Origin of the sequence: Streptococcus mitis (assembly GCF_026782865.1) — a bacterium.
Classification (GTDB): Bacteria; Bacillota; Bacilli; order Lactobacillales; family Streptococcaceae; genus Streptococcus; species Streptococcus mitis_CG.
The window spans coordinates 310,413-333,606 of sequence record NZ_JAKUXK010000004.1 but is presented as its reverse complement, the minus strand read 5'-3'; the positions used below and the strand labels follow the sequence as shown (position 1 = coordinate 333,606).

Here is a 23,194-nt window from a genome sequence, read left to right as displayed (position 1 = left end):
GATGATTCATTGACAGATGGTTGGACACATGATTCTAAGATGCCAGGAAATCGCTATATCGAGGGTGAATTGACGACACCAGTCAAAGCAAACTATCTTCGTGTCCTCTATACAGCTGACTATGATGCTCGTTTTGTAGGATTTACAGAATTGGTGATCAATGATGGCGAATTTGTCAAACCAATCAATGATCCAACTGTAGAAGGAAACGGTGGTGAAAGCCGAGGCAACTTCTATACTAATCTCGTAGACGGAAAAGTCTTGACTAGCTACAAGGCGGAAAATGATAAGGGTGAATTGGTTTACCACTTGTCAGAACCAACCAATGCCAACCATCTACGCCTTGTTTCAAGCCTTCCTGAAGGAGTGAAAGCACGAGTTCAAGCGAGAACACTTAAGGATGGACAAGAAAGTTGGACAGATCTTGGTGCCATTACATCTAGTCTCCAAACCTTTGCTATCCGAAATGGTGGTTCTCTTCTAGATGTTAAACTGGTCTGGGAAGGTGGCAAGGCTGAGTTTTATGAATTGGCGAGCTTCTATCAAGAATTGACAGAAGAACCTGTTCAATCAAGCAAGGGTGAAGAACCAGCACCAGTGCTTGAGGTACCTGAATTTACAGGTGGTGTGAATGCAGTTGAAGCCTTGGTATATGAACTTCCAGCCTACACAGGCCCAGTATCAACCGTAGGCGATCAAGCCGCTCCAACAGTAGAGCAACCAGAGTTCCAGAGCGGTGTGAATGCAGTTGAAGCTTTGGTCAATGAGCTACCAGCTTATACAGGCCCAGTATCAACCGTAGGCGACCAACCAACTCCGATGGTAGAGAAACCAGAGTTCCAAGGTGGAGTCAACTCCGTTATGGCCTTGAAACATGAACTACCAGAGTACACAGGTCCATTATCAACCGTAGGTGACCAACCAGCTCCGACAGTAGAGAAACCAGAGTTCCAAGGTGGAGTCAACTCCGTTATGGCCTTGAAACATGAGCTACCAGAGTACACAGGTCCGGTATCAACCGTAGGTGACCAACCAGCACCGACAGTAGAAAAACCAGAGTTTAAGCTAAGCTCGTTAGAAAAAGCTCAGACTCCAGAAGCACCAGTTCAAGTTGCCAAGGAAGACAAGAGATTGCCAGAAACTGGTGAAAAGCAGTCAGAAAAAGCTATTTTCTTGGCAAGTGTTGGACTAGCCTTATCAGCAGCACTATTAACTGTAAAACGTAAAGAAGATTAGTCTGTACGTCTAATGACTTCCTATTTGTAGATATTAGTCGATGATTAAAAATTGCTTTCTTTTTCAACTATAGTAAGTTGATGGCATCTAAAAACTGGAGAAGACAATCATGGTCTTCTCCAGTTTTATATAGGTGTAAGCAAGAGAGGTGAATTGTGCCCCAAAAGTTAGACAGAAAAATAGTAATCCAAACTGCAAGGTGGGTACCTTTTTGTTGTATAATGGAGTGAGGTGATTAGATGATTTTAAAAATTTATAATGGGGAATATAGTTTACAATGGGATGGAATATACTACTTAGCACTAATTGATTATCCAAATATTCAAGAGTGGGAATTAGAAAAAATTGCTAAATTTATAGCTTACGAAAAACTTCATAAACGTCAAACAAGTATTGAATGTGCTGATTCTTGTTTAAAAAAAGAAATTTTAGATTACATCTGTCAGCATCACTTTCTGCCACCATTTACCCCTACAGATAAAAGAGTAGCCTCGACTTATGATCTACATAAGAGGTTAGTGACTTCGGACTACTGTAGTCATACTACGACTATAGATGTAGCGATTTCTATCTTTAAAACAGGTCAGCTCTTATCTGCTGTGAAAGCCTTTGGGCGAGATGCTGAGGAGTTGGTTTTGGATAGTAGAAATGCTGCATCGGATCCGATAGATTATTTTGACTATGTCATGTTAGGGTGGTCAAATACAAGTTCTGGTTATCGATTAGCGATGGAGCGTTTATTAGGTCGAGCTCCTTCAGAGAAAGAATTACAAGACAAGTTTATTCCTGGAGTGAGTTTTCATTTTATCTATACAGATTTGATTAAAGTTACTGGATATATTTTTGATGGCTACCATGTTGCAAAAATTAAGGACATGTTGAATTTATTTAGTGAGTTGTATATTTGTATTATTCCAACTCATAATAAGAGCCAATTTGAAAATATTATTCCAACGAAAATACAAGATAGGGTGCATTATCTTGACTATGCTGGAGAAGACTTAGAAGAGTGGACTAAGAAAGTCTATCAAGTTGTTTTAAAACAATCAGATAAAGGATAGTTGAGGAAAAACGATGAAAGTGATTGAGCAAGCATTATTAGAAAAAGTCATTATTGAACGTTCTCGTACAAGTCATAAAGGAAATTACGGTCGTTTGCTGTTACTGGGTGGGACTTATCCTTATGGTGGTGCCATCATCATGGCTGCTTTGGCAGTTGTTAAAAGTGGAGCTGGTTTGGTGACAGTTGGAACAGATAGGGAAAATATCCCAGCTTTGCACAGTCATTTACCTGAGGCTATGGCCTTTTCTCTTCAAGACCAGCAATTGTTAAAAGAGCAATTGGAGAAGGCAGAAGTTATCTTGCTAGGGCCTGGTTTACGAGACGATGCTTTTGGAGAAGATCTAGTCAAACAGATCTTTGCTGGCTTAAAAAAGAATCAGATTTTGATTGTAGACGGAGGGGCCTTGACCATTCTTGCTAGGACAAGTTTGTCGTTTCCATCTAACCAGCTTATCCTAACTCCCCACCAAAAAGAATGGGAAAAGCTGTCTGGAATTACGATTGAACAGCAAAAGGAAGCTGCAACGGCTAGTACCCTGACTTCCTTTCCTCAAGGAACAATTTTGGTGGAGAAAAGTCCAGCTACTCGTATTTGGCAAGTTGGCCAGTCTGATTATTACCAGTTACAGGTTGGTGGTCCCTATCAGGCGACTGGTGGTATGGGAGATACACTGGCTGGAATGATTGCAGGATTTGCAGGCCAATTTCGACAGGCCAGTCTCTACGAGCGTGTGGCAGTAGCGACTCATTTTCATTCAGCTATAGCCCAAGAACTATCTCAAGAATCTTATGTGGTCTTGCCGACGGAAATCAGCAGTCATCTTCCCAAAGTAATGAAAAAAATATCTCAAAAAGGCACCTGATTGTTTCAGGCGCCTTTATATCTTTTAGAAAAATCCTTTAATCTTTCCAACGAGGCCATCTAGACCTTCAGAACCAGAAATCAACTGCTGAGCTTGAGAGAAGTATTCTCCAAGCTGTTCTTGATTTTCTGCAACAAATGTTTTAGCAGCTTCGAAATCTTTTGTTTCGATTAATTCTTTTACTTGGTTAAATAAATCTAATGGGTTCATCCTATTTCTCCTTTTCTGTATAATACTATTCAAACATTTTATAAAAATTTTTTCAAGCAAAGAGATTTTTCTATCGAAGTTGAGGGGTGTCAAACAGGGCTTTTTTTGATATAATTTTTAATGATGAATTCGAGAACTGAGCGGTATGTGGTTGTTGATTTAGAGGCCACTAGCACCGGAAGCAAGGCAAAAATTATTCAAGTGGGTATTGTGGTGATTGAAAATGGCGAAATCGTCGATCAGTATGGGACTGATGTCAATCCCCATGAGCCCTTGGATTCTCATATAAAAGAATTAACAGGTTTGACTGATCAACGGTTGGCAGTTGCTCCAGAGTTTTCACAGGTAGCTGGAAGGATTTTTGAACTGGTCAAGGATGGTGTTTTTGTTGCGCACAATGTACAGTTTGATGCAAATCTTCTGGCAGAGTATTTATTTTTTGAAGGTTATGAATTGAGAACTCCACGAGTGGATACCGTTGAGTTAGCACAGGTTTTGTACCCTCAGTTTGAAAAGTACAATCTCGGCATTCTCTGTCAAGAGTTAGGGATTAAGTTAGACCACGCCCACACCGCTCTCTCTGATGCACAAGCAACAGCAGAGCTTTTGCTTTTTATGCGTCAAAAACTTTTTCAGTTACCAAAAGGACTTTTAGAAACGTTGTTAAATCTTGCGGATAACCTCCTTTATGAAACTTATTTAGTGATTGAAGAAGTATATCAGCGACAGTCCCTCCTTTCTTCTCACGATTTGATGGAGTTCCATGGACTCTTTCTAAGAAAGAAAAGTCAGTCTTTAAAACCACGTAAGCTATCTAAGGATTTTACTAAAAATATTTCCTTATTAGACTTGGATGAACGTCCTCAGCAAGTTGAATTTGCAGAAAAAGTTGAGCAGTTATTAAAGGAACAGAAAACCGCATTTATTCAAGCCCAAACGGGACTTGGAAAGACTTATGGTTACCTACTGCCAGCTTTGAGCATGGAAAGTGAAGGTGGTATCCTTGTTAGTGTTCCTACCAAAATCCTTCAAAATCAAATTATGCAAGAAGAAGGAAGTCGATTAAAAGATACTTTCCATATTGATATTCATAGTCTTAAGGGACCTCAAAATTATTTGAAACTCGATAATTTTTATAAAGTACTTCATAGGCCAGAGTCTAACCGCCTATTCACACGCTTTAAAATGCAAGTATTGATTTGGTTAACAGAGACAGAAACAGGTGACTTAGATGAAATCGGGCAGCTGTATCGTTATCAACATTTTATACCTGAACTTGTACATGATGGAAAACTTTCAAAAAAAAGTTTATTTAGTTCTGAGGACTTCTGGCAACGCAGTCAAGATAGGGCTAAATCGAGTCGCCTTTTGTTAACCAATCACGCTTATTTGGTAACACGTTTAGAGGACGATCCAGAGTTTGTCAACAATCGCTTGGTAATCATAGATGAAGCTCAAAAAATGCTGATTGCTCTTGAAAACCTCGCCCAAGAGTCTTATCTCCTCGAGGCTTTAGTAACACAAGTTCAAAAGTCCTTGGAAACAGAAAAAGATCTTATTCAGAGACGGTTGCTTGAGAGTATTGGGTTTGAATGTCGCTATTTGATAGATCAGTTTTACTCAGGACTTAAGAATGACAAGTGGTTGGATTCTCTTGAAAACTTACGCCAGCATTTTTCTGAGTTAAATCTTCCCGAGTACAGAGGTATGACGCGCTTTTTTACATCGGACCGTGAATTTTGGCTGGCAACAGCTGAGAAGTCAAGTAAGGATGTCTTAATCTGCTCAAGTAAAAAAGGTCGCTTTCTACTAGCAGATTTATTGCCAGAAGATTGCAGAGTACTGGGCGTATCTGCCACTCTTGAAATCAGTAATAGGGTTTCTTTAGCGGACTTATTAGGATTTACTGATGCTCCACTTATTACAGTTGAATCTTTACAACAGAAGCAGCAAGAAGTTTTATTAGTAAATGATTTTCCGTTAGTAACTGAACAATCTCCTTTAGATTATGCGGAAGAGGTTACATCAGTTATCCATTCCTTACAGACGTTTCAAGAGCCTTTGCTTGTTTTATTTACGTCTAAAGAATTACTGTTAGCAGTGTCAGATTTACTAGACCATCCTCATTTAGCCCAATATAAAAATGGGGAACCCAGTCAGCTGAAGAAACGTTTTGAAAAAGGAGAACGACAAATATTACTTGGAACAGGAAGTTTCTGGGAGGGGGTTGATTTTTCTACCCATCCTTGCGTTATTCAAGTAATTCCTCGATTGCCTTTCCAAAATCCCCAAGAACCTTTAACACGAAAATTAAATCATGAATTGCGTCAGGAAGGGAAGAATCCTTTCTATGATTATCAGCTGCCAATGGCCATTATTCGTCTCAAACAGGCTTTGGGTAGAACAATTAGAAAAGAGGAACAAGCTTCCATTGCTGTGATACTGGATAGTCGAGTTGTTCATAAACGATATGGTAAACAGATTAGACAAGCTCTAGCGAAGGAAAGAACTATCAGAGAGGTGAATAGAAAACAGATTACCTCTGCTGTTATTGATTTCCTCCAAAACAACAAAAATGAAAAATCTAAGAAAGAGAAAAGGTGAATATATGAAACGTTCTCTCGACTCTAGAGTCGATTATAGTTTGCTCCTGCCAGTATTTTTCCTACTGGTTATCGGTGTGGTGACTATTTATATAGCTGTTAGTCATGATTATCCGAACAATATTTTACCCATTTTAGGGCAGCAGGTTGCCTGGATTGCCTTGGGGCTTGTGATTGGTTTTGTGGTCATGCTCTTTAATACAGAATTTCTCTGGAAAATTACCCCTTATCTATATGTTCTTGGTTTAGCTTTGATGGTCTTACCACTGGTTTTTTATAATCCAAGTCTTGTAGCTTCAACTGGGGCTAAGAACTGGGTATCCATTGGGGGCGCAACACTCTTCCAACCTTCAGAGTTTATGAAAATTTCTTATATCTTGATTTTGGCAAGAATTATTGTCCAATTTACTCAAAAACATAAGGAATGGCGACGCACAATTCCTTTGGATTTTCTATTGATAGGCTGGATGATTGTTTTTACTATTCCGATTCTAGTTCTCTTAGCTCTTCAGAGTGACTTAGGTACAGCCTTGGTTTTTGTGGCTATCTTTTCAGGAATCGTTTTATTATCAGGAGTTTCTTGGAAAATTATTATCCCAGTTTTTGCAACAGGAGTTACTGGTGTAGTCGGCTTTCTTACAATTTTTTTGAGTAAGGATGGACGTGCCTTCTTACATCAGATTGGGATGCCAACCTATCAAATTAATCGAATTCTAGCTTGGCTTAATCCTTTTGACTTTGCCCAAACAACCACTTATCAGCAGGCTCAAGGGCAGATTGCGATTGGTAGTGGTGGTTTGTTTGGTCAAGGATTCAATGTATCGAATCTTCTGATTCCGGTTCGAGAGTCAGACATGATTTTCACTGTTATTGCTGAAGACTTTGGTTTTATCGGTTCTGTTTTTGTTATCGCTTTATATCTGCTTCTCATCTATCGTATGCTAAAGATAACATTAAAATCAAATAACCAGTTCTATACCTATATTTCGACTGGCTTTATCATGATGCTACTCTTTCATATCTTTGAAAATATCGGTGCTGTGACAGGCTTACTTCCCTTGACTGGTATTCCATTGCCTTTCATTTCTCAAGGGGGGTCGGCTATTATTAGTAACTTAATTGGTGTTGGCTTGCTTTTATCTATGAGTTACCAGACAAATTTAGCTGAAGAAAAGAGTGGAAATGTTCCATTCAAGCGAAAAAAAGTTGTATTAAAACGAATCAAATAAGGAGGAAATCATGGTTAAAGTAGCAGTTATGTTAGCTCAGGGCTTTGAAGAAATTGAAGCTTTGACAGTTGTAGATGTCTTGCGTCGTGCCAATATCACTTGTGATATGGTTGGTTTTGAGGAGCAAGTAACAGGTTCGCATGCAATCCAAGTAAGAGCAGATCGTGTCTTTGATGGAGATTTATCAGCCTATGATATGATTGTTCTTCCTGGCGGCATGCCTGGTTCTGCACATTTACGTGATAATCAGACCTTGATGAAAGAATTGCAAAGTTTCGAGCAAAAAGGAAAGAAATTGGCAGCCATTTGTGCGGCACCAATTGCCCTCAATCAAGCAGGGCTATTGAAAAACAAGCAGTACACTTGCTATGACGGTGTTCAAGAGCAAATCCTTGATGGTCAATACATCAAAGAAACAGTAGTGGTAGATGGTCACTTGACAACCAGTCGAGGTCCATCAACAGCCCTTGCCTTTGCCTATGAGTTGGTGGAGCAATTAGGAGGAGACGCAGAGGGTTTACGAACAGGAATGCTCTATCGAGATGTCTTTGGTAAAAATCAGTAAAACGGGAGTTATTCTCTCGTTTTTTTACTTGGAAAAATCTAGGAAATCATCGCTTTTTTCATAAAAAAATGCTATAATGAAGGGTATGAAATATCACGATTACATCTGGGATTTAGGTGGAACTTTACTGGATAATTATGAAACTTCAACAGCTGCCTTTGTTGAAACTTTAGCGCTGTATGGTATCACACAAGACCATGACAGTGTCTATCAGGCTTTAAAGGTTTCTACTGATTTTGCGATTGAGACATTCGCTCCCAACTTAGAGCATTTTTTAGAAAAGTACAAGGAAAATGAAGCCAGAGAGCTTGAACACCCGATTTTGTTTGATGGAGTTTCTGACTTATTGGAAGACATTTCAAATCAAGGAGGGCGTCATTTTCTGGTCTCACACCGAAATAATCAAGTCTTGGAAATTTTAGAAAAAACCTCTATAGTAGCTTATTTTACAGAAGTGGTGACTTCTAACTCAGGCTTTAAGAGAAAACCAGATCCTGAGTCCATGATTTATTTAAGAGAAAAGTATCATATTAGCTCTGGTCTTGTTATTGGTGATCGTCCTATTGATATCGAAGCAGGTCAAGTTGCAGGACTAGCTACCCACTTGTTTACCAGTATCGTGAATTTAAGACAAGTATTAGACATGTAAGAAAAAGGAATAAGATGACAGAAGAAATCAAAAATCTGCAGGCACAAGATTATGATGCCAGTCAAATTCAAGTTTTAGAGGGCTTAGAGGCTGTTCGTATGCGTCCAGGGATGTATATCGGATCAACCTCAAAAGAAGGTCTTCACCATCTAGTCTGGGAAATTGTTGATAACTCAATTGATGAGGCCTTGGCAGGATTTGCCAGCCATATTCAAGTCTTTATTGAGCCAGATAATTCAATCACTGTTGTCGATGATGGGCGTGGTATTCCAGTCGATATTCAGGAAAAAACAGGCCGACCTGCCGTTGAGACTGTCTTTACTGTTCTTCACGCTGGAGGTAAATTTGGCGGTGGCGGCTACAAGGTTTCAGGTGGTCTTCACGGAGTAGGGTCATCAGTAGTTAATGCCCTTTCCACTCAATTAGACGTTCATGTCCACAAAAATGGTAAGATTCATTACCAAGAATACCGTCGTGGCCATGTTGTCGCAGACCTTGAGGTGGTTGGGGATACAGATAAAACTGGAACAACAGTTCACTTTACACCAGACCCAGAAATCTTTACGGAAACAACAACCTTTGATTTTGATAAATTAAATAAACGGATTCAAGAGTTGGCCTTTCTAAATCGCGGTCTTCAAATCTCCATCACAGATAAGCGCGAAGGTTTGGAACAAACCAAGCATTACCATTATGAAGGTGGTATTGCTAGTTACGTTGAATATATCAATGAGAACAAGGATGTGATCTTTGATACACCAATCTATACAGATGGTGAGATGGAGGATATCACAGTTGAAGTAGCCATGCAGTACACAACGGGCTACCATGAAAATGTTATGAGTTTCGCTAATAATATTCATACACATGAAGGTGGAACGCATGAACAGGGTTTCCGTACAGCCTTGACACGTGTTATCAACGATTATGCTCGGAAGAATAAGTTACTGAAAGACAATGAAGACAACTTAACAGGAGAAGATGTCCGTGAAGGACTGACTGCAGTTATCTCAGTTAAACACCCAAATCCGCAGTTTGAAGGACAAACCAAGACAAAACTGGGGAATAGCGAAGTGGTCAAGATTACCAATCGTCTCTTCAGTGATGCCTTCTCTGATTTCCTCATGGAAAATCCACAGATTGCTAAACGTATCGTGGAAAAAGGGATTTTGGCTGCCAAAGCTCGTGTAGCTGCCAAGCGTGCGCGTGAAGTCACTCGTAAAAAATCTGGTTTGGAAATTTCCAACCTTCCAGGAAAACTGGCGGACTGTTCTTCTAACAATCCTGCAGAGACAGAACTCTTCATCGTCGAAGGAGATTCAGCTGGTGGGTCAGCCAAATCTGGTCGTAACCGTGAATTTCAGGCAATCCTTCCGATTCGCGGTAAGATTTTGAACGTTGAAAAGGCAAGTATGGATAAGATTCTAGCTAACGAAGAAATTCGTAGTCTTTTCACAGCGATGGGAACAGGATTTGGTGCAGAATTTGATGTTTCAAAAGCCCGTTACCAAAAACTCGTTTTGATGACCGATGCCGATGTCGATGGTGCTCACATTCGTACCCTTCTTTTAACCTTGATTTATCGTTATATGAAACCAATTCTAGAAGCTGGTTATGTTTATATCGCCCAACCACCAATCTATGGTGTCAAGGTTGGAAGCGAGATTAAAGAATATATCCAGCCAGGGGCAGATCAAGAAATTAAACTCCAAGAAGCCTTAGCACGCCACAGTGAAGGTCGTGCCAAACCAACCATTCAGCGTTATAAAGGTTTGGGTGAGATGGATGATCACCAGTTGTGGGAAACAACTATGGATCCCGAACACCGTTTGATGGCTAGAGTTTCTGTGGATGATGCTGCAGAAGCAGATAAAATCTTTGATATGTTGATGGGGGATCGAGTAGAGCCTCGTCGTGAGTTTATCGAAGAAAATGCTGTCTATAGTACACTTGACGTTTAAAAAATGGGAAATGGTTCCCATGGTTTAAAAAATATGATATAATCATTACGATTGTTTCTAGTATAAAAGGAGTTTAATATGTCTAATGGACAACTAATTTATCTAATGGTTGCGATTGCAGTCATTTTGATTCTGGCTTATGTGGCAGCTATTTTTCTACGCAAGCGAAACGTAAGTAGATTAACAGGTCTTGAAGAAAGAAAAGAACAGCTCTATAATCTTCCTGTTAATGATGAGGTCGAAGCAGTAAAGAATATGCATTTGATTGGTCAAAGCCAAGTGGCCTTTCGTGAATGGAATCAAAAATGGGTAGACTTATCTTTGAATTCGTTCGCTGATATTGAAAATAACATCTTCGAAGCAGAAAGTTATAATAATTCTTTCCGTTTCTTTAAAGCGACACATAAGATTGATCAAATTGAAAGTCAAATTGATTTGATTGAAGAAGATATTACATCAATTCGTAATGCCTTATCTGAACTTGAAAAACAAGAGTCTAAAAACAGTGGACGTGTTTTACATGCTTTAGATTTGTTTGAATCGCTTCAAAATACTGTCGAAGAAGATTCAGAGAAATATGGACAAGCTCTTCAAGAAATTGAGAAGCAATTGGAAAACATTCAATCTGAATTCTCTCAATTTGTTACCTTGAATTCTTCGGGAGACCCAGTTGAAGCAGCAGCTATTCTGGATGCTACTGAAAATCATATTCTTGCTTTAACACATATTGTTGACCGTGTTCCAGGTCTTGTAACAACTCTAACAAGTAGTTTACCTGATCAGTTAGTGGATTTGGAAGAAGGTTACCGTAAATTATTAGATGCTAATTACCATTTCACAGAAACAGATATCGAGTCACGTTTCCAACTCTTGTATGAATCCTTGAAAAAGAATCAAGAAAATATTCGTCAATTGGAATTGGATAATGCAGAGTATGAAAATACTCAAATTCAAGAAGAAATTAATTCACTTTACGATATTTTTACTCGTGAAATTGCTGCTCAGAAAGTTGTTGAAAGTCTTCTTTCAACACTTCCAACCTATCTCAATCATGTAAAGGAAAATAATAAAGTCCTTGTTCAGGATCTTGAACGTTTGAGCCAGACTTATCTTCTGCCAGAAACAGATGCGAGTCATGTTCGTCGTATTCAAGCTGATTTATCTGCTCTTGAAACTGCGATTATGGATGTTATTGAAGATCAGTCAGAACCAACTCAAGCATATTCTGTTTTGGAGGAGCAATTAGAAGCTCTCCAAAGCCAACTTAAAGAGATTGAAGATGAACAGATTTCTGTTAGCCAACGTCTTACGCAGGTTGAAAAAGATGACATTAATGCTCGTCAAAAAGCAAATGTTTATGTGAATCGCTTGCATACGATCAAACGTTATATGGAAAAGAGAAATTTACCAGGGATTCCACAAAGTTTCTTGAAAATCTTCTTCACTGCGAGTCATAACACAGAAGAATTAATGTCAGAGTTAGAACAAGAACTCGTTGATGTTGAATCAGTGAATCGAATTCTTGAAATTACAACGAATGACATGGAAGCACTTGAAGAAGAAACATATAATATTGTTCAATATGCAACATTGACAGAACAATTGCTACAGTATTCGAACCGTTACCGCTCATTTGATGAACGAATTCAAGAAGCCTTTAATGAATCATTAGAAATTTTTGAAAAAGAATTTGATTATCATGCTTCATTTGATAAGATTTCGCAAGCTTTGGAAGTTGCAGAGCCTGGTGTTACAAATCGTTTTGTATCTTCTTATGAGAAAACACGTGAGACGATTCGTTTCTAAAAAGCTTAGTTTATTCTAAGCTTTTTTCTTTGCTCAAAAGTCATGAGATTGCTTGTTTATCATTGAAATTAATGCTTGGTTTTGATATCATGTAAATATGAAGAAAAATAGAACAAAGCGTAGTAGTCACGCTAAAAAGAGAAGTACTTTACTCGTTTTTGTAGGAATTTTGGGAGTGGCGATGATTCTCCTAGGCGGTGCAATCGGCTATAAGATTTTCCAAAAATATACCTTTGAAGAAACTATCCAAACCGTTAAAAATGAAAAAGATCAACTTTTCAACGAAGGAAGTCAGAAGGAAAGCTTTAAAAAGGGCCAGGCTGAGATTATTGTTTATTATCCTCTCCAAGGAAATGAGCTTATTCCTTCAATAAAAGATAAGATTAATCAGGATATTAAAGATAAATTAGAAGATAAAGATAACCTTGTTTTTTATTATACAGAGAAACTAGATTCAGTTTTAAAGGGAATTATCACACACAGTATAAGCAAGCAAATCTATGATTTGTCTAATTCTAAGGTAGAGGAGACAGAGAAAACTTCCTTTGGAAAAGTATATTTGACTGAGGATGGTAAATTATTTACCCTGGATCAATTATTTTCAGATTCTAGTAAGGCAAAGGAGATATTGCTAAAAGAACTTACATCTTTCTTAAAGGATAAGAAATTAGAACAAGGAAAGATTGATCAGCTTGTTAAAAGCTTTTCTGATCAAGATTTGTCTGCATGGAATTTTGATTACAAGGATAGTCAAATTATCCTTTACCCAAGCCAGGCAGTGGAAAATATAGATGAGATTGCCTTGCCAGTATCCAGTTTCTTTGATGTAGTACAATCCTCTTATTTATTAGATAAGGATGTCGAACTTTATAAGGCTTATTATGAAAAGAAAAATCAAAAAGTAGTAGCTTTAACTTTTGATGATGGACCAAATCCTGCGACGACAAATCAAGCATTAGATACACTTTCTAAGTATGGTATCAAGGCAACTTTCTTTGTTTTAGGTAAGAATGTTTCTGGCAATGAAGAGATATTGAAACGCATGAAAGCAGATGGCCATGTCATTGGAAACCATAGTTGGAGCCATCCAGTGCTTTCAAAACTTTCGCTTGATGAAGCTAAAAAACAAATTACTGATACTGAGGATGCGCTAACTAAAGTGTTGGGGTCTAGCTCCAAACTTATGCGTCCCCCTTATGGAGCTATTACAGATGACATTCGCAATAGTCTCGATTTGAGCTTTATTATGTGGGATGTGGATAGTCTAGACTGGAAGAGTAAAAATGAAGCATCTATTTTGACAGAGATTCAACGTCAAGTTCGTAATGGTTCGATTATCTTAATGCATGATATCCATGCTGAAACAGTGAATGCTTTACCAAAGATTATAGATTATCTAAAAGAGCAAGGATATCACTTTGTCACAGTTCCTGAAATGCTTAATTCACGATTGAAATCACATGAACTATTCTATGATCGTGATCAGTAAGATTTTTGTTGAATGACCAATTCCATAGTAAGTATTTTTTCAATAAATAAATTTAGTCTTGTATTATTCTAGGCTAAATTTTTTTATGTTTAAATCTCGTGATAGGATTGGTTAATATTACAATTTTGTTACAAAATAAGTTTTTGATAGAATTTTCTGATAATTTAGTATATAATACTTTTAATTTAAATAAAAAGGAGTGATTTTATGGGAGATTGCAAAGATTTTTGCCATAAAAAGTACCAAGTAGCAACGATTTTTCTGCTAACGGTCTTTGCATTCGGATTTACTTTCGCACAGGTTAGTGCCGATGAGGAAAAATTTGAAACATCCAATCAAGTTACACATGCTGTAACGACTAATAAATTAGATGATTCAAATAAGCTCGCACCGCCAGTCACGGCTGACAAGAATGCTCTAAATTCTTCTTCGAAGGAAAAAACAGAAGTGACAGAGTCATTAAAACAAGATGATTCTATAGAATATAGAGATAATAAGTCAGACAAGAATGTAACCACACAGAAAGAAACGACTGCTATAAAAAGTGAGGAGAAGAAGGAAGAATCAGCAGTGAAAAGTAATTCTTCTTCGGAAAGCATCCAATCACATTCGTTATCTCAAGGTGGACATAAAGAAAAGCCAAACAGTATCTCCAGTAATGAAATTATTACTGTCCCTAAAACCTGGGAAGCAGGACATAAAGGACAAGGAACTGTAGTAGCTGTTATAGATTCAGGTCTTGATTTGAATCATGAGGTTTTGCGTATTTCTGATCCGTCAAAGGCGAAATTTAAAAATCAGGATGATATCGAAAAAGCTAAAAAGGCTGCTGGTATTGACTATGGGAAATGGTACAGTGATAAAGTAGTATATGCTTATGATTACTTTGATGGAACTGATAATATAAAAGAGGCTGAAAAAGAGTCTCATGGGATGCATGTTACTGGGATTGTAGCTGGAAATCCTATTAATAAAGCCCCAAATTCTGAGAAGGTTTATGGGGTGGCGCCAGAAGCTCAAATTATGTTTATGAGAGTTTTTTCAGACAGAAATAAAACTACAGCCTCTGCCCTCTATGTAAAAGCTATTGATGATGCTGTTGCATTAGGTGCAGATGTGATTAATATGAGTTTGGGTGCAGGTGCGGGTTCAACGGTAGATGCAGGTTCAGATATCATTGATGCAGTAAAAAGAGCACGCGCTAAAGGAGTATCTGTTGTTATTGCTGCTGGTAATAGTAATACTTTCGGTAGAGGTTTTTCACAACCATTGGCAGCAAATCCTGATTATGGTCTCGTCGGAAATCCCTCTACAGTAGAAGATTCAATTTCTGTTGCTTCGATAAATAATAAAATTCTAACTACTGAAGTCTTTGAAGTAAAAGGTTTAGAAAATGACGCTACCCTTGATTATGGTAAGTTTGATTTTAATAGACCTGAAACAGAAAAAGATTTTGAAAAAGGGAAAGAATACGAATATGTAGCAGCGGGTATTGGTCGTGAAGAAGATTTTGCTAATATTGATGTAAGAGGCAAGTTAGCACTGATTCAACGTGGTAAAATTCATTTTTCTGATAAGATTAAAAATGCTCTTAAACACGGTGCAGCTGGAGTTTTAATTTATAACAACGTTGAAGGTGCAAATGTTAGTATGTCTGTTACAGGTGATGCTAAGAAAATCCCATCTGTCTTTATTTCAAAACATTATGGTGAAATTCTTAAATCTGGTCAGTATAAAATTGTCTTTAATCACAAAATGGATAATCGTAAATCAGATGTTGCAGACCAATTATCAGATTTTTCAAGTTGGGGAGTTACAACTGATGGACAATTGAAACCAGATGTTACTGCACCTGGTGGAAATATCTATTCATCATTTAACGACAATAGCTATGGAAGTATCAGTGGAACAAGTATGGCGGCTCCTCATGTAGCTGGTGTCGCAGCATTAGTCAAAGAATATTTAGCGAAAAAACATCCTGAATTATCAGCTAGTCAAATTTCAGAGATTGTAAAAGCTTTAATTATGTCTACTGCAAAACCACATTTTAATAAACAAACTGGAGCCTATACTTCTCCACGTCAGCAAGGTGCTGGCGTAGTTGACACGATGGCGGCAACAAGCACAGATTTATTTGTAACAGGTGCAAATAACTATCCAAGTGTTACTCTTGGCAATGTTGGTGATAAATTTACCTTTGAAGTTACAATTCATAATATTTCGGATAAAGACCAAACATTGAAGATGATTGTAAATACAAATACGGACGAAGTTGAAGAAGGGAAATTCACTCTCCGTCCACGAAAACTAACTGAAACAGTTTGGCCTGAAGTAACTGTGAAAGCTCATAGTACGAAGACGGTAACAGTTAGTGTAGATACAAGTAAGTTTACTGAAGAACTTAGCAAAATAATGCCAAATGGTTATTTTCTAGAAGGATTTGTTAGATTTGTCAATCCTGCAGATGATGGTTCTGTTATTGGTTTACCATTTATGGGATTTAAGGGAGAATTCCAAAATCTACCTGCAATTGAAAAACCAATTTATCAATTGATTCAGGAAGGAAAGAGTGGATTTTACTCTGAAATTGATAAAGATAATCCAGGAATTTCACCTTCAGACGATGCAACTTATTTAACAAGTTCTGAAAATGATGTAAATGTTTTAAAAGCAGAGCGTCAAGGAAATCGAGTGACTGTACTCGGAGTGAAACAAGATGCTGAAGGAAAATACCATCTTCAATTAGATGAAAAAGGGAACATCCGCCTTGCTATCTCGCCAAATGAGGATGGTAATAAAGATTCTGTTCAATTTAAAACTCTTGTCTATAGAAACTTGGTAAATCTTCGTGCGACGGTTTATGATTCTTCGGATACAACACACAGTCAGCCTATTTGGCAAAGTCGTCCAACAGACCTTGTAAAAAATTATTTTGATGGTGATACTAGAAATCCAAGAAGTTACATTGTAGATAAAACAGCTTGGGGAGGACAGGATACTAATGGAAATCGAGTCTCTGATGGAATTTATGACTATGTTATTAGTTATAAGCCAGATGTCCCTGGAGCTGAGGAACAATACACAATATTTAAAATTCAAATCGATACACAAAAACCTTTGATTACTTCGGGATATATTCGTTCTCAAGAAGATCAAGAACAATTTATAGCTCGCAAACCTCAGGATGTAGGAAATGGTGGAATTCTTCTAGAAAAAGTCTTTTATATTCGTCCTTCTGAAAATAGAGAGACGACAGATTCAGAAATCGAACAGTATCAAATTATCAAACAAAATGAAGATGGTAGTTATACACTTCCTAAGAACGTTGATAAATCGAAAATCTTCTATTATGTAGAAGACTTTGCGGGAAATGTAGATTTTATATCTCTCAAAGATCTTGTAGGTGAAGAAAATAGTGGTCGTGTAAAAATTGCTATACTAAACAATAAAACCAATGATGAGATTGATACAACTTATGTTTATCGCATTAAAAATAGCGAAGGTCAATATGTAACTGTTGATAAGTCAAAAGATATTAATTTCTTGAAATTTGGGCATTATGTTGCGGAAATTTTTAGCTATGACCGTACAGAGTTGAAATTTGTGAGTGCTCTATCTAAGGAATTTGATTTAACTAAAGAAAATAGTTTTCAAACTATTACCTTCTTGGCTAACAAAATGAAATATGCCCCAGTAACGGTTGGCTTTAATCAAGCTGTTCCTGGAACTACAACGATTACTTTAGTAGGTGAAGATGGTCAGAGCCAAGTCTTGCCAGCTGAAACATATGGTAAACATTCTTATGGTAAGAAAGTAGTTACTGGTGAGTATAAAGTTCTTGTAAATCTATCAAAGGGTTATGAATTACTTGATAATCTTCAACCATTTAAAGTTCTGTTTGGTAAAAATAATGTTTTGTCACTTTCAGTTGTTTCTAAGTTAGCTCTAATTGCAGCTTTAAATAAACAAATGGAAGTAGTTAAAACTCCAAGATATTATAATACAAAACAGAAGTTAAAAGAGATTTTTGATCAAAGTGTCAAAGATGCGCAACTAGCGTTGGGAAGTAAACTTAACCAAGATAAAATTGACCAAATTGTTAAGGCTTTAGAGTCTGCTATGCAAACATTGGATGGTAAGGAATCTGATATCACATCATTGAAGAATGCTATTAAAGCATATGCTGAGACAGTTAAAAAAGGTAAATATATAAATTCTGATCAAGAACTCAAAGATCAATATGATCGTGAGTTTAAACTCTTGGCATTATTAATTACAAAAGATTTGATAACTCAAGATGAAATCGACCGTCTATTGACCGCTTTCTTACAAGCACAAGACCAGCTGAATGGGAAAGAAACAGATTTCATGAGCTTAAAAAATGTTATCGTGGATGAAGTGAAGTTCCAAGATAAAGATCCAAGATTTTTGACAGCTAGCAAAGAGGAGAAAGATTCATATAATCTTATTTTCAACAAAGCTAAGCTACTTTTGGAAAATGCAGAAGCTAGTCAAGAAGAAATTAATGCAGTAATCAATGCTCTAAAAGAGACGGCTGTAAAACTTAAGGCTAATAAAGTAGAGATTCCAACCAAACCAGTTGCACCAGTTAATCCAGTTATTCCAGCTAAACCAGTTGTAACGATTAAACCAGCTAATCCAACTAAACCAGTTGTAACGATCAAGCCAGTTATTCCAACTAAACCAGTTGTAACGATTAAGCCAGTTATTCCAACTAAACCAGTTGTAACGATTAAGCCAGTTATTCCAACTAAACCAGTTGTAACGATTAAACCAGTTATTCCAACTAAACCAGTTGTAACGATTAAGCCAGTTATTTCAACTAAACCAGTTGTAACGATTAAGCCAGTTAATCCAGCTAAACCAGTTGCATCGATCAAGCCAGTTAATCCAGCTAAACCAGTTGTAGTAATCAAGCCAGTTACTCCAGCTAAACCAGTTGTAACGATTAAGCCAGTTTCTCAAGTGCAACCTGTTAAATTAGTAAGTCACAATAGACAAGTCTCAACTATTAAGTCTTCAATTAGCAATGATAAAATTGAGAAAGCTACATCAATTGCAATACATCATTCCAATATAGAAGCTAAGCATGAGAATAAAACACTAGCTGGAAGTGGTCAACAAGTGCTTTTAGCTACAGTCAACAAAGAAGGAAAACAATTACCAGCCACTGGTGAGAATAACATGATTTCTATTATTCTAAGTATTTCAGGAATTTCTCTCTTATTGTCAGTTATCGGACTTGGAACTTTTTCAAAAAGTGAGTAGAGAATACAATACATCTTTCTATAGTTTTTGATTTACAGTATGTTACAATTCTGATATAATAGTCAGCAGGAAAGAAAGTCTTATGGCGTTCTTCAAGCGAACTTGGGATAGTGGGAGCCAAGTAGGGCAAAATAAAGAACTGGCGCTTTCTGTAATATTTTTAAAAACAATGAAGTAATAAATTAGGGTGGAACCGCGTTTCTGACGCCCCTAGTCGCAAGGCTTGGGTGTTGAAATTCGGTTCTTTTTGAATTCGTCTAATGCCTAAGTAGAAAGGAGCATAATGCTTAAAGGATCTTGTTTATGTAAAGCAGTGACCTACACTCTAGATGAGGAATTATCGGAATTAGTTTTTTGTCATTGCTCATTTTGTCGGAAAGCAACTGCGTCTGCCTATACAGTTAATGCCAAAGTTAGCAGTGAAAAGTTAGTATTGCATGGAAAAGAAAAGCTTGTTTCTTATAGTTCTTCTCCAGGAAAACAGCGTTATTACTGCCAGAACTGTCATAGTCAAATTTTCACTGTTCAAGAAAATATACCAGAAGTCTGTGCTTTGAAATTAGGTACAATAGATGAATGCGATCAGAATTTACAAACTGTTCCTAAACGTCATATTTTTCAGGACCCAGCCTTTTCTTGGTTGCTTGATAAATAAATTTAAAAAGATAATATAAATTAAAGGAGTAAACAATGTCTAAGAAATTAACATTTCAAGAAATTATTTTGACTTTGCAACAATTTTGGAATGACCAAGGTTGTATGCTTATGCAGGCTTATGATAATGAAAAAGGTGCGGGGACAATGAGTCCTTATACTTTCCTTCGTGCTATCGGACCTGAGCCATGGAATGCAGCGTATGTAGAGCCATCACGTCGTCCTGCTGACGGTCGTTACGGAGAAAATCCTAACCGTCTCTACCAACACCACCAATTCCAGGTTGTCATGAAGCCATCTCCATCAAACATCCAAGAACTTTATCTTGAGTCTTTGGAAAAATTGGGTATCAATCCTTTGGAACACGATATTCGTTTTGTTGAGGACAACTGGGAAAACCCATCAACTGGTTCAGCTGGTCTTGGTTGGGAAGTTTGGCTTGATGGGATGGAAATTACTCAGTTCACTTATTTCCAACAAGTTGGTGGATTGGCAACTGGCCCTGTGACTGCGGAAGTTACCTATGGTTTGGAGCGTTTGGCTTCTTACATCCAGGAAGTAGACTCTGTCTATGATATCGAGTGGGCTGATGGTGTAAAATACGGAGAAATCTTTATCCAGCCTGAGTATGAGCACTCAAAATATTCGTTTGAAATTTCTGACCAAGAAATGTTGCTGGAAAACTTTGATAAGTTTGAAAAAGAAGCTGGTCGTGCCTTGGAAGAAGGTTTGGTTCACCCTGCCTATGACTATGTTCTCAAATGTTCACATACCTTTAACCTACTTGATGCGCGTGGTGCGGTATCTGTAACCGAGCGTGCAGGCTATATCGCTCGTATCCGTAACTTGGCTCGTGTTGTAGCCAAAACCTTTGTCGCAGAGCGCAAACGTCTAGGCTACCCACTTTTAGATGAAGCAACACGAGCTAAACTTTTAGCAGAAGACGCAGAATAAAGAAAGTGACAAATTACGAAAATGGGCTAACAGTGTGAGCCCTGAACCAGTTGCCGCAGTGATGAAGGTATCCTTAGTGAAGCTAAGGATACTAGGCAAAATTGGAGACTTTTGGCTCCAATTTTAGCAATGAAACAACGAAGTTGGTTGCTTGCGTGCCGATCACATAAGGCAAACTGGAAAATAAAAAGATATTTTTCGGAGAAAAAACATGACAAAAAACTTATTAGTAGAACTCGGTCTTGAAGAATTACCAGCCTATGTTGTCACACCAAGTGAAAAACAACTAGGCGAAAAAATGGCAGCCTTCCTCAAGGAAAACCGCCTGTCTTTTGAAGCTATTCAAACCTTCTCAACACCACGTCGTTTGGCTGTTCGTGTAACTGGTCTTGCAGACAAACAGGCTGATTTGACAGAAGATTTTAAGGGGCCAGCAAAGAAAATTGCCTTGGATAGTGATGGAAACTTCACAAAAGCAGCTCAAGGATTTGTCCGTGGAAAAGGCTTAACTGTTGAAGATATTGAATTCCGTGAAATCAAGGGTGAAGAATATGTCTATGTCACTAAGGAAGAAGTTGGTCAAGCAGTTGAAGCCATTGTTCCTGGTGTTGTAGATGTCTTGAAGTCCTTGACTTTCCCTGTCAGCATGCACTGGGCTAACAACACCTTTGAATACATCCGCCCTGTTCACACTTTAACTGTTCTTTTAGATGAAGAAGAGTTTGATTTGGATTTCCTTGATATCAAGGGTGATCGTGTGAGCCGTGGTCATCGTTTCTTGGGGAAAGAAACCAAAATTCAGTCAGCATTGAGCTACGAAGAAGACCTTCGTAAGCAGTTTGTAATCGCGGATCCTCGTGAACGTGAGCAAATGATTGTTGACCAAATCAAAGCAATCGAAACTGAGCATGGTGTACGTATCGAAATTGATGCTGATTTGCTGAATGAAGTCTTGAACTTGGTTGAATACCCAACTGCCTTTATGGGAAGTTTTGGTGCCAAATACCTTGAAGTTCCAGAAGAAGTTTTGGTGACTTCAATGAAAGAACACCAACGTTACTTTGTTGTTCGTGATCAAGACGGTAAACTCTTGCCAAACTTCATTTCTGTTCGTAACGGAAACGCAGAGTATTTGGAAAATGTCATTAAAGGAAATGAAAAAGTCTTAGTAGCTCGCTTAGAAGACGGTGAATTCTTCTGGCGTGAAGACCAAAAATTGGTGATTTCTGACCTTGTTGAAAAATTAAACAATGTGACTTTCCATGAGAAAATCGGTTCCCTTCGTGAACACATGATTCGTACTGGTCAGATTGCTATTCTATTGGCAGAAAAAGCAGGCTTGTCAGCGGATGAAACGATTGACCTAGCCCGTGCAGCAGCCATTTACAAGTTTGACTTGTTGACAGGTATGGTTGGTGAATTTGACGAGCTCCAAGGAATTATGGGTGAAAAATATGCCCTTCTTGCTGGGGAAACTCCAGCGGTAGCAGCTGCTATTCGTGAACACTACATGCCTACATCAGCTGAAGGAGAACTTCCAGAGAGCAAGGTCGGCGCAGTGCTTGCCATTGCAGACAAATTAGATACGATTTTGAGCTTCTTCTCAGTAGGTTTGATTCCATCAGGGTCTAATGACCCTTATGCTCTTCGTCGTGCAACTCAAGGTGTAGTTCGTATCTTGGATGCTTTTGGTTGGCACATTGCTATGGATGAGCTGATCGATAGCCTTTATGCTTTAACATTTGACAGCTTGACTTATGAAAATAAAGCAGAGGTTATGGACTTTATCAAGGCTCGTGTTGATAAGATGATGGGTTCTACTCCAAAAGACATCAAGGAAGCCGTTCTTGCAGGATCAAACTTTGTTGTGGCGGATATGTTGGAAGCAGCAAGTGCTCTCGTAGAAGCAAGTAAGGGAGAAGACTTTAAACCATCTGTTGAATCACTTTCTCGTGCCTTTAACTTAGCTGAGAAGGCAGAAGGAGTTGCTACAGTTGATTCAGCTCTCTTTGAGAATGAAGAAGAGAAAGCCTTGGCAGAAGCAGTAGAATCACTCGTTTTGTCAGGGACTGCCAGTCAGCAATTAGAACAACTCTTTGCGCTTAGCCCAATTATTGATGCTTTCTTTGAAAATACCATGGTAATGACTGAAGATCAGACTGTTCGACAAAATCGTTTGGCTATCTTGTCTCATTTAACTCAAAAAGCAGCTAAGCTTGCACGTTTTAACCAAATCAATACCAAATAAAATCTGTTAAACGAATTAAATCTTATCATAAAGGAGAGAAATATGGATCCTAAAAAAATTGATCGTATTAACGAGCTTGCCAAAAAGAAAAAAACAGAAGGCTTGACACCAGAAGAAAAAGTAGAACAAGGCAAACTACGTGAGGAGTACATCGAAGGTTATCGTCGTTCTGTTCGTCACCACATTGAGGGAATCAAAATTGTGGACGAAGAAGGTAATGATGTTACACCAGAAAAACTACGCCAAGTACAACGTGAAAAAGGTTTACATGGTCGCAGTCTTGATGACTCAAATTCATAATAATACTTTTCGAAAATCAAATTCAAACCAGGTCAGCTTCATCTTGCCGTACTTAAGTACAGCCTGCGGCTAGCT

The 23,194-nt window shown here is 38.0% G+C and carries 16 protein-coding genes; 15 read left to right on the top strand and 1 reads right to left on the bottom strand.

The annotated features are described in order from the left end of the window. The 3 genes from MK482_RS03790 to MK482_RS03780 all read left to right on the top strand — a co-directional run. The coding region (locus MK482_RS03790; RefSeq protein WP_268718020.1) for an SIALI-17 repeat-containing surface protein at positions 1-1,236 on the top strand (1,236 nt) is incomplete at its 5' end. Between the two features lie 239 nt (positions 1,237-1,475). Next, positions 1,476-2,297: a hypothetical protein gene (locus MK482_RS03785; RefSeq protein WP_049510316.1), complete on the top strand. Its 822-nt coding sequence runs from the start codon at positions 1,476-1,478 to the stop codon at positions 2,295-2,297. A 13-nt stretch (positions 2,298-2,310) separates the two neighbouring features. Beyond that, entirely contained in the window at positions 2,311-3,162 is an 852-nt protein-coding gene (locus MK482_RS03780) for an NAD(P)H-hydrate dehydratase (RefSeq protein WP_268718019.1), read from the top strand. A gap of 24 nt (positions 3,163-3,186) precedes the next feature. On the opposite strand, the gene MK482_RS03775 is transcribed toward MK482_RS03780, so the two are convergent. Then, entirely contained in the window at positions 3,187-3,372 is a 186-nt protein-coding gene (locus MK482_RS03775; protein WP_001068558.1) for a hypothetical protein, read from the bottom strand. A 123-nt stretch (positions 3,373-3,495) separates the two neighbouring features. Between MK482_RS03775 and MK482_RS03770 the strand changes: the two genes are divergently transcribed. The 12 genes from MK482_RS03770 to MK482_RS03715 all read left to right on the top strand — a co-directional run bounded on the left by MK482_RS03770 (position 3,496) and on the right by MK482_RS03715 (position 23,119). Then, the gene (locus tag MK482_RS03770; protein WP_419151646.1) at positions 3,496-5,976 is read left to right on the top strand and encodes a bifunctional DnaQ family exonuclease/ATP-dependent helicase; all 2,481 of its coding nucleotides are present in this window, start codon (positions 3,496-3,498) and stop codon (positions 5,974-5,976) included. A 4-nt stretch (positions 5,977-5,980) separates the two neighbouring features. Further along, positions 5,981-7,204, top strand: coding sequence for an FtsW/RodA/SpoVE family cell cycle protein (locus tag MK482_RS03765; RefSeq protein WP_261088236.1), 1,224 nt, complete (start codon positions 5,981-5,983; stop codon positions 7,202-7,204). 10 nt (positions 7,205-7,214) lie between these two features. Beyond that, positions 7,215-7,769, top strand: coding sequence for a DJ-1 family glyoxalase III (locus MK482_RS03760; protein WP_268718017.1), 555 nt, complete (start codon positions 7,215-7,217; stop codon positions 7,767-7,769). Between the two features lie 85 nt (positions 7,770-7,854). Next, positions 7,855-8,418 (top strand): HAD family hydrolase, encoded by a 564-nt coding sequence (locus MK482_RS03755; protein WP_268718016.1) that lies wholly within the window; start codon positions 7,855-7,857, stop codon positions 8,416-8,418. Between the two features lie 14 nt (positions 8,419-8,432). Next, positions 8,433-10,379: a DNA topoisomerase (ATP-hydrolyzing) subunit B gene (gene gyrB, locus MK482_RS03750; protein WP_268718015.1), complete on the top strand. Its 1,947-nt coding sequence runs from the start codon at positions 8,433-8,435 to the stop codon at positions 10,377-10,379. Between the two features lie 78 nt (positions 10,380-10,457). Continuing rightward, positions 10,458-12,185 (top strand): septation ring formation regulator EzrA, encoded by a 1,728-nt coding sequence (gene ezrA / locus MK482_RS03745; protein WP_268718014.1) that lies wholly within the window; start codon positions 10,458-10,460, stop codon positions 12,183-12,185. A 97-nt stretch (positions 12,186-12,282) separates the two neighbouring features. Continuing rightward, positions 12,283-13,674: a peptidoglycan-N-acetylglucosamine deacetylase PgdA gene (pgdA, locus tag MK482_RS03740; RefSeq protein WP_268718013.1), complete on the top strand. Its 1,392-nt coding sequence runs from the start codon at positions 12,283-12,285 to the stop codon at positions 13,672-13,674. Positions 13,675-13,881: 207 nt separating this feature from the next. Further along, on the top strand, positions 13,882-18,963 hold the full coding sequence (locus MK482_RS03735; RefSeq protein WP_268718012.1) for a S8 family serine peptidase: 5,082 nt from the start codon (positions 13,882-13,884) through the stop codon (positions 18,961-18,963). A gap of 283 nt (positions 18,964-19,246) precedes the next feature. After that, on the top strand, positions 19,247-19,618 hold the full coding sequence (locus tag MK482_RS03730; protein ID WP_000912012.1) for a GFA family protein: 372 nt from the start codon (positions 19,247-19,249) through the stop codon (positions 19,616-19,618). Positions 19,619-19,653: 35 nt separating this feature from the next. Continuing rightward, entirely contained in the window at positions 19,654-20,571 is a 918-nt protein-coding gene (gene glyQ / locus MK482_RS03725) for a glycine--tRNA ligase subunit alpha (RefSeq protein ID WP_000038733.1), read from the top strand. 211 nt (positions 20,572-20,782) lie between these two features. Beyond that, entirely contained in the window at positions 20,783-22,819 is a 2,037-nt protein-coding gene (glyS, locus tag MK482_RS03720) for a glycine--tRNA ligase subunit beta (RefSeq protein WP_268718011.1), read from the top strand. Positions 22,820-22,861: 42 nt separating this feature from the next. After that, a complete protein-coding gene (locus MK482_RS03715; protein WP_268718010.1) occupies positions 22,862-23,119 on the top strand; it encodes a DUF896 family protein in 258 nt (85 codons plus the stop codon). Positions 23,120-23,194 lie beyond the last annotated feature (75 nt).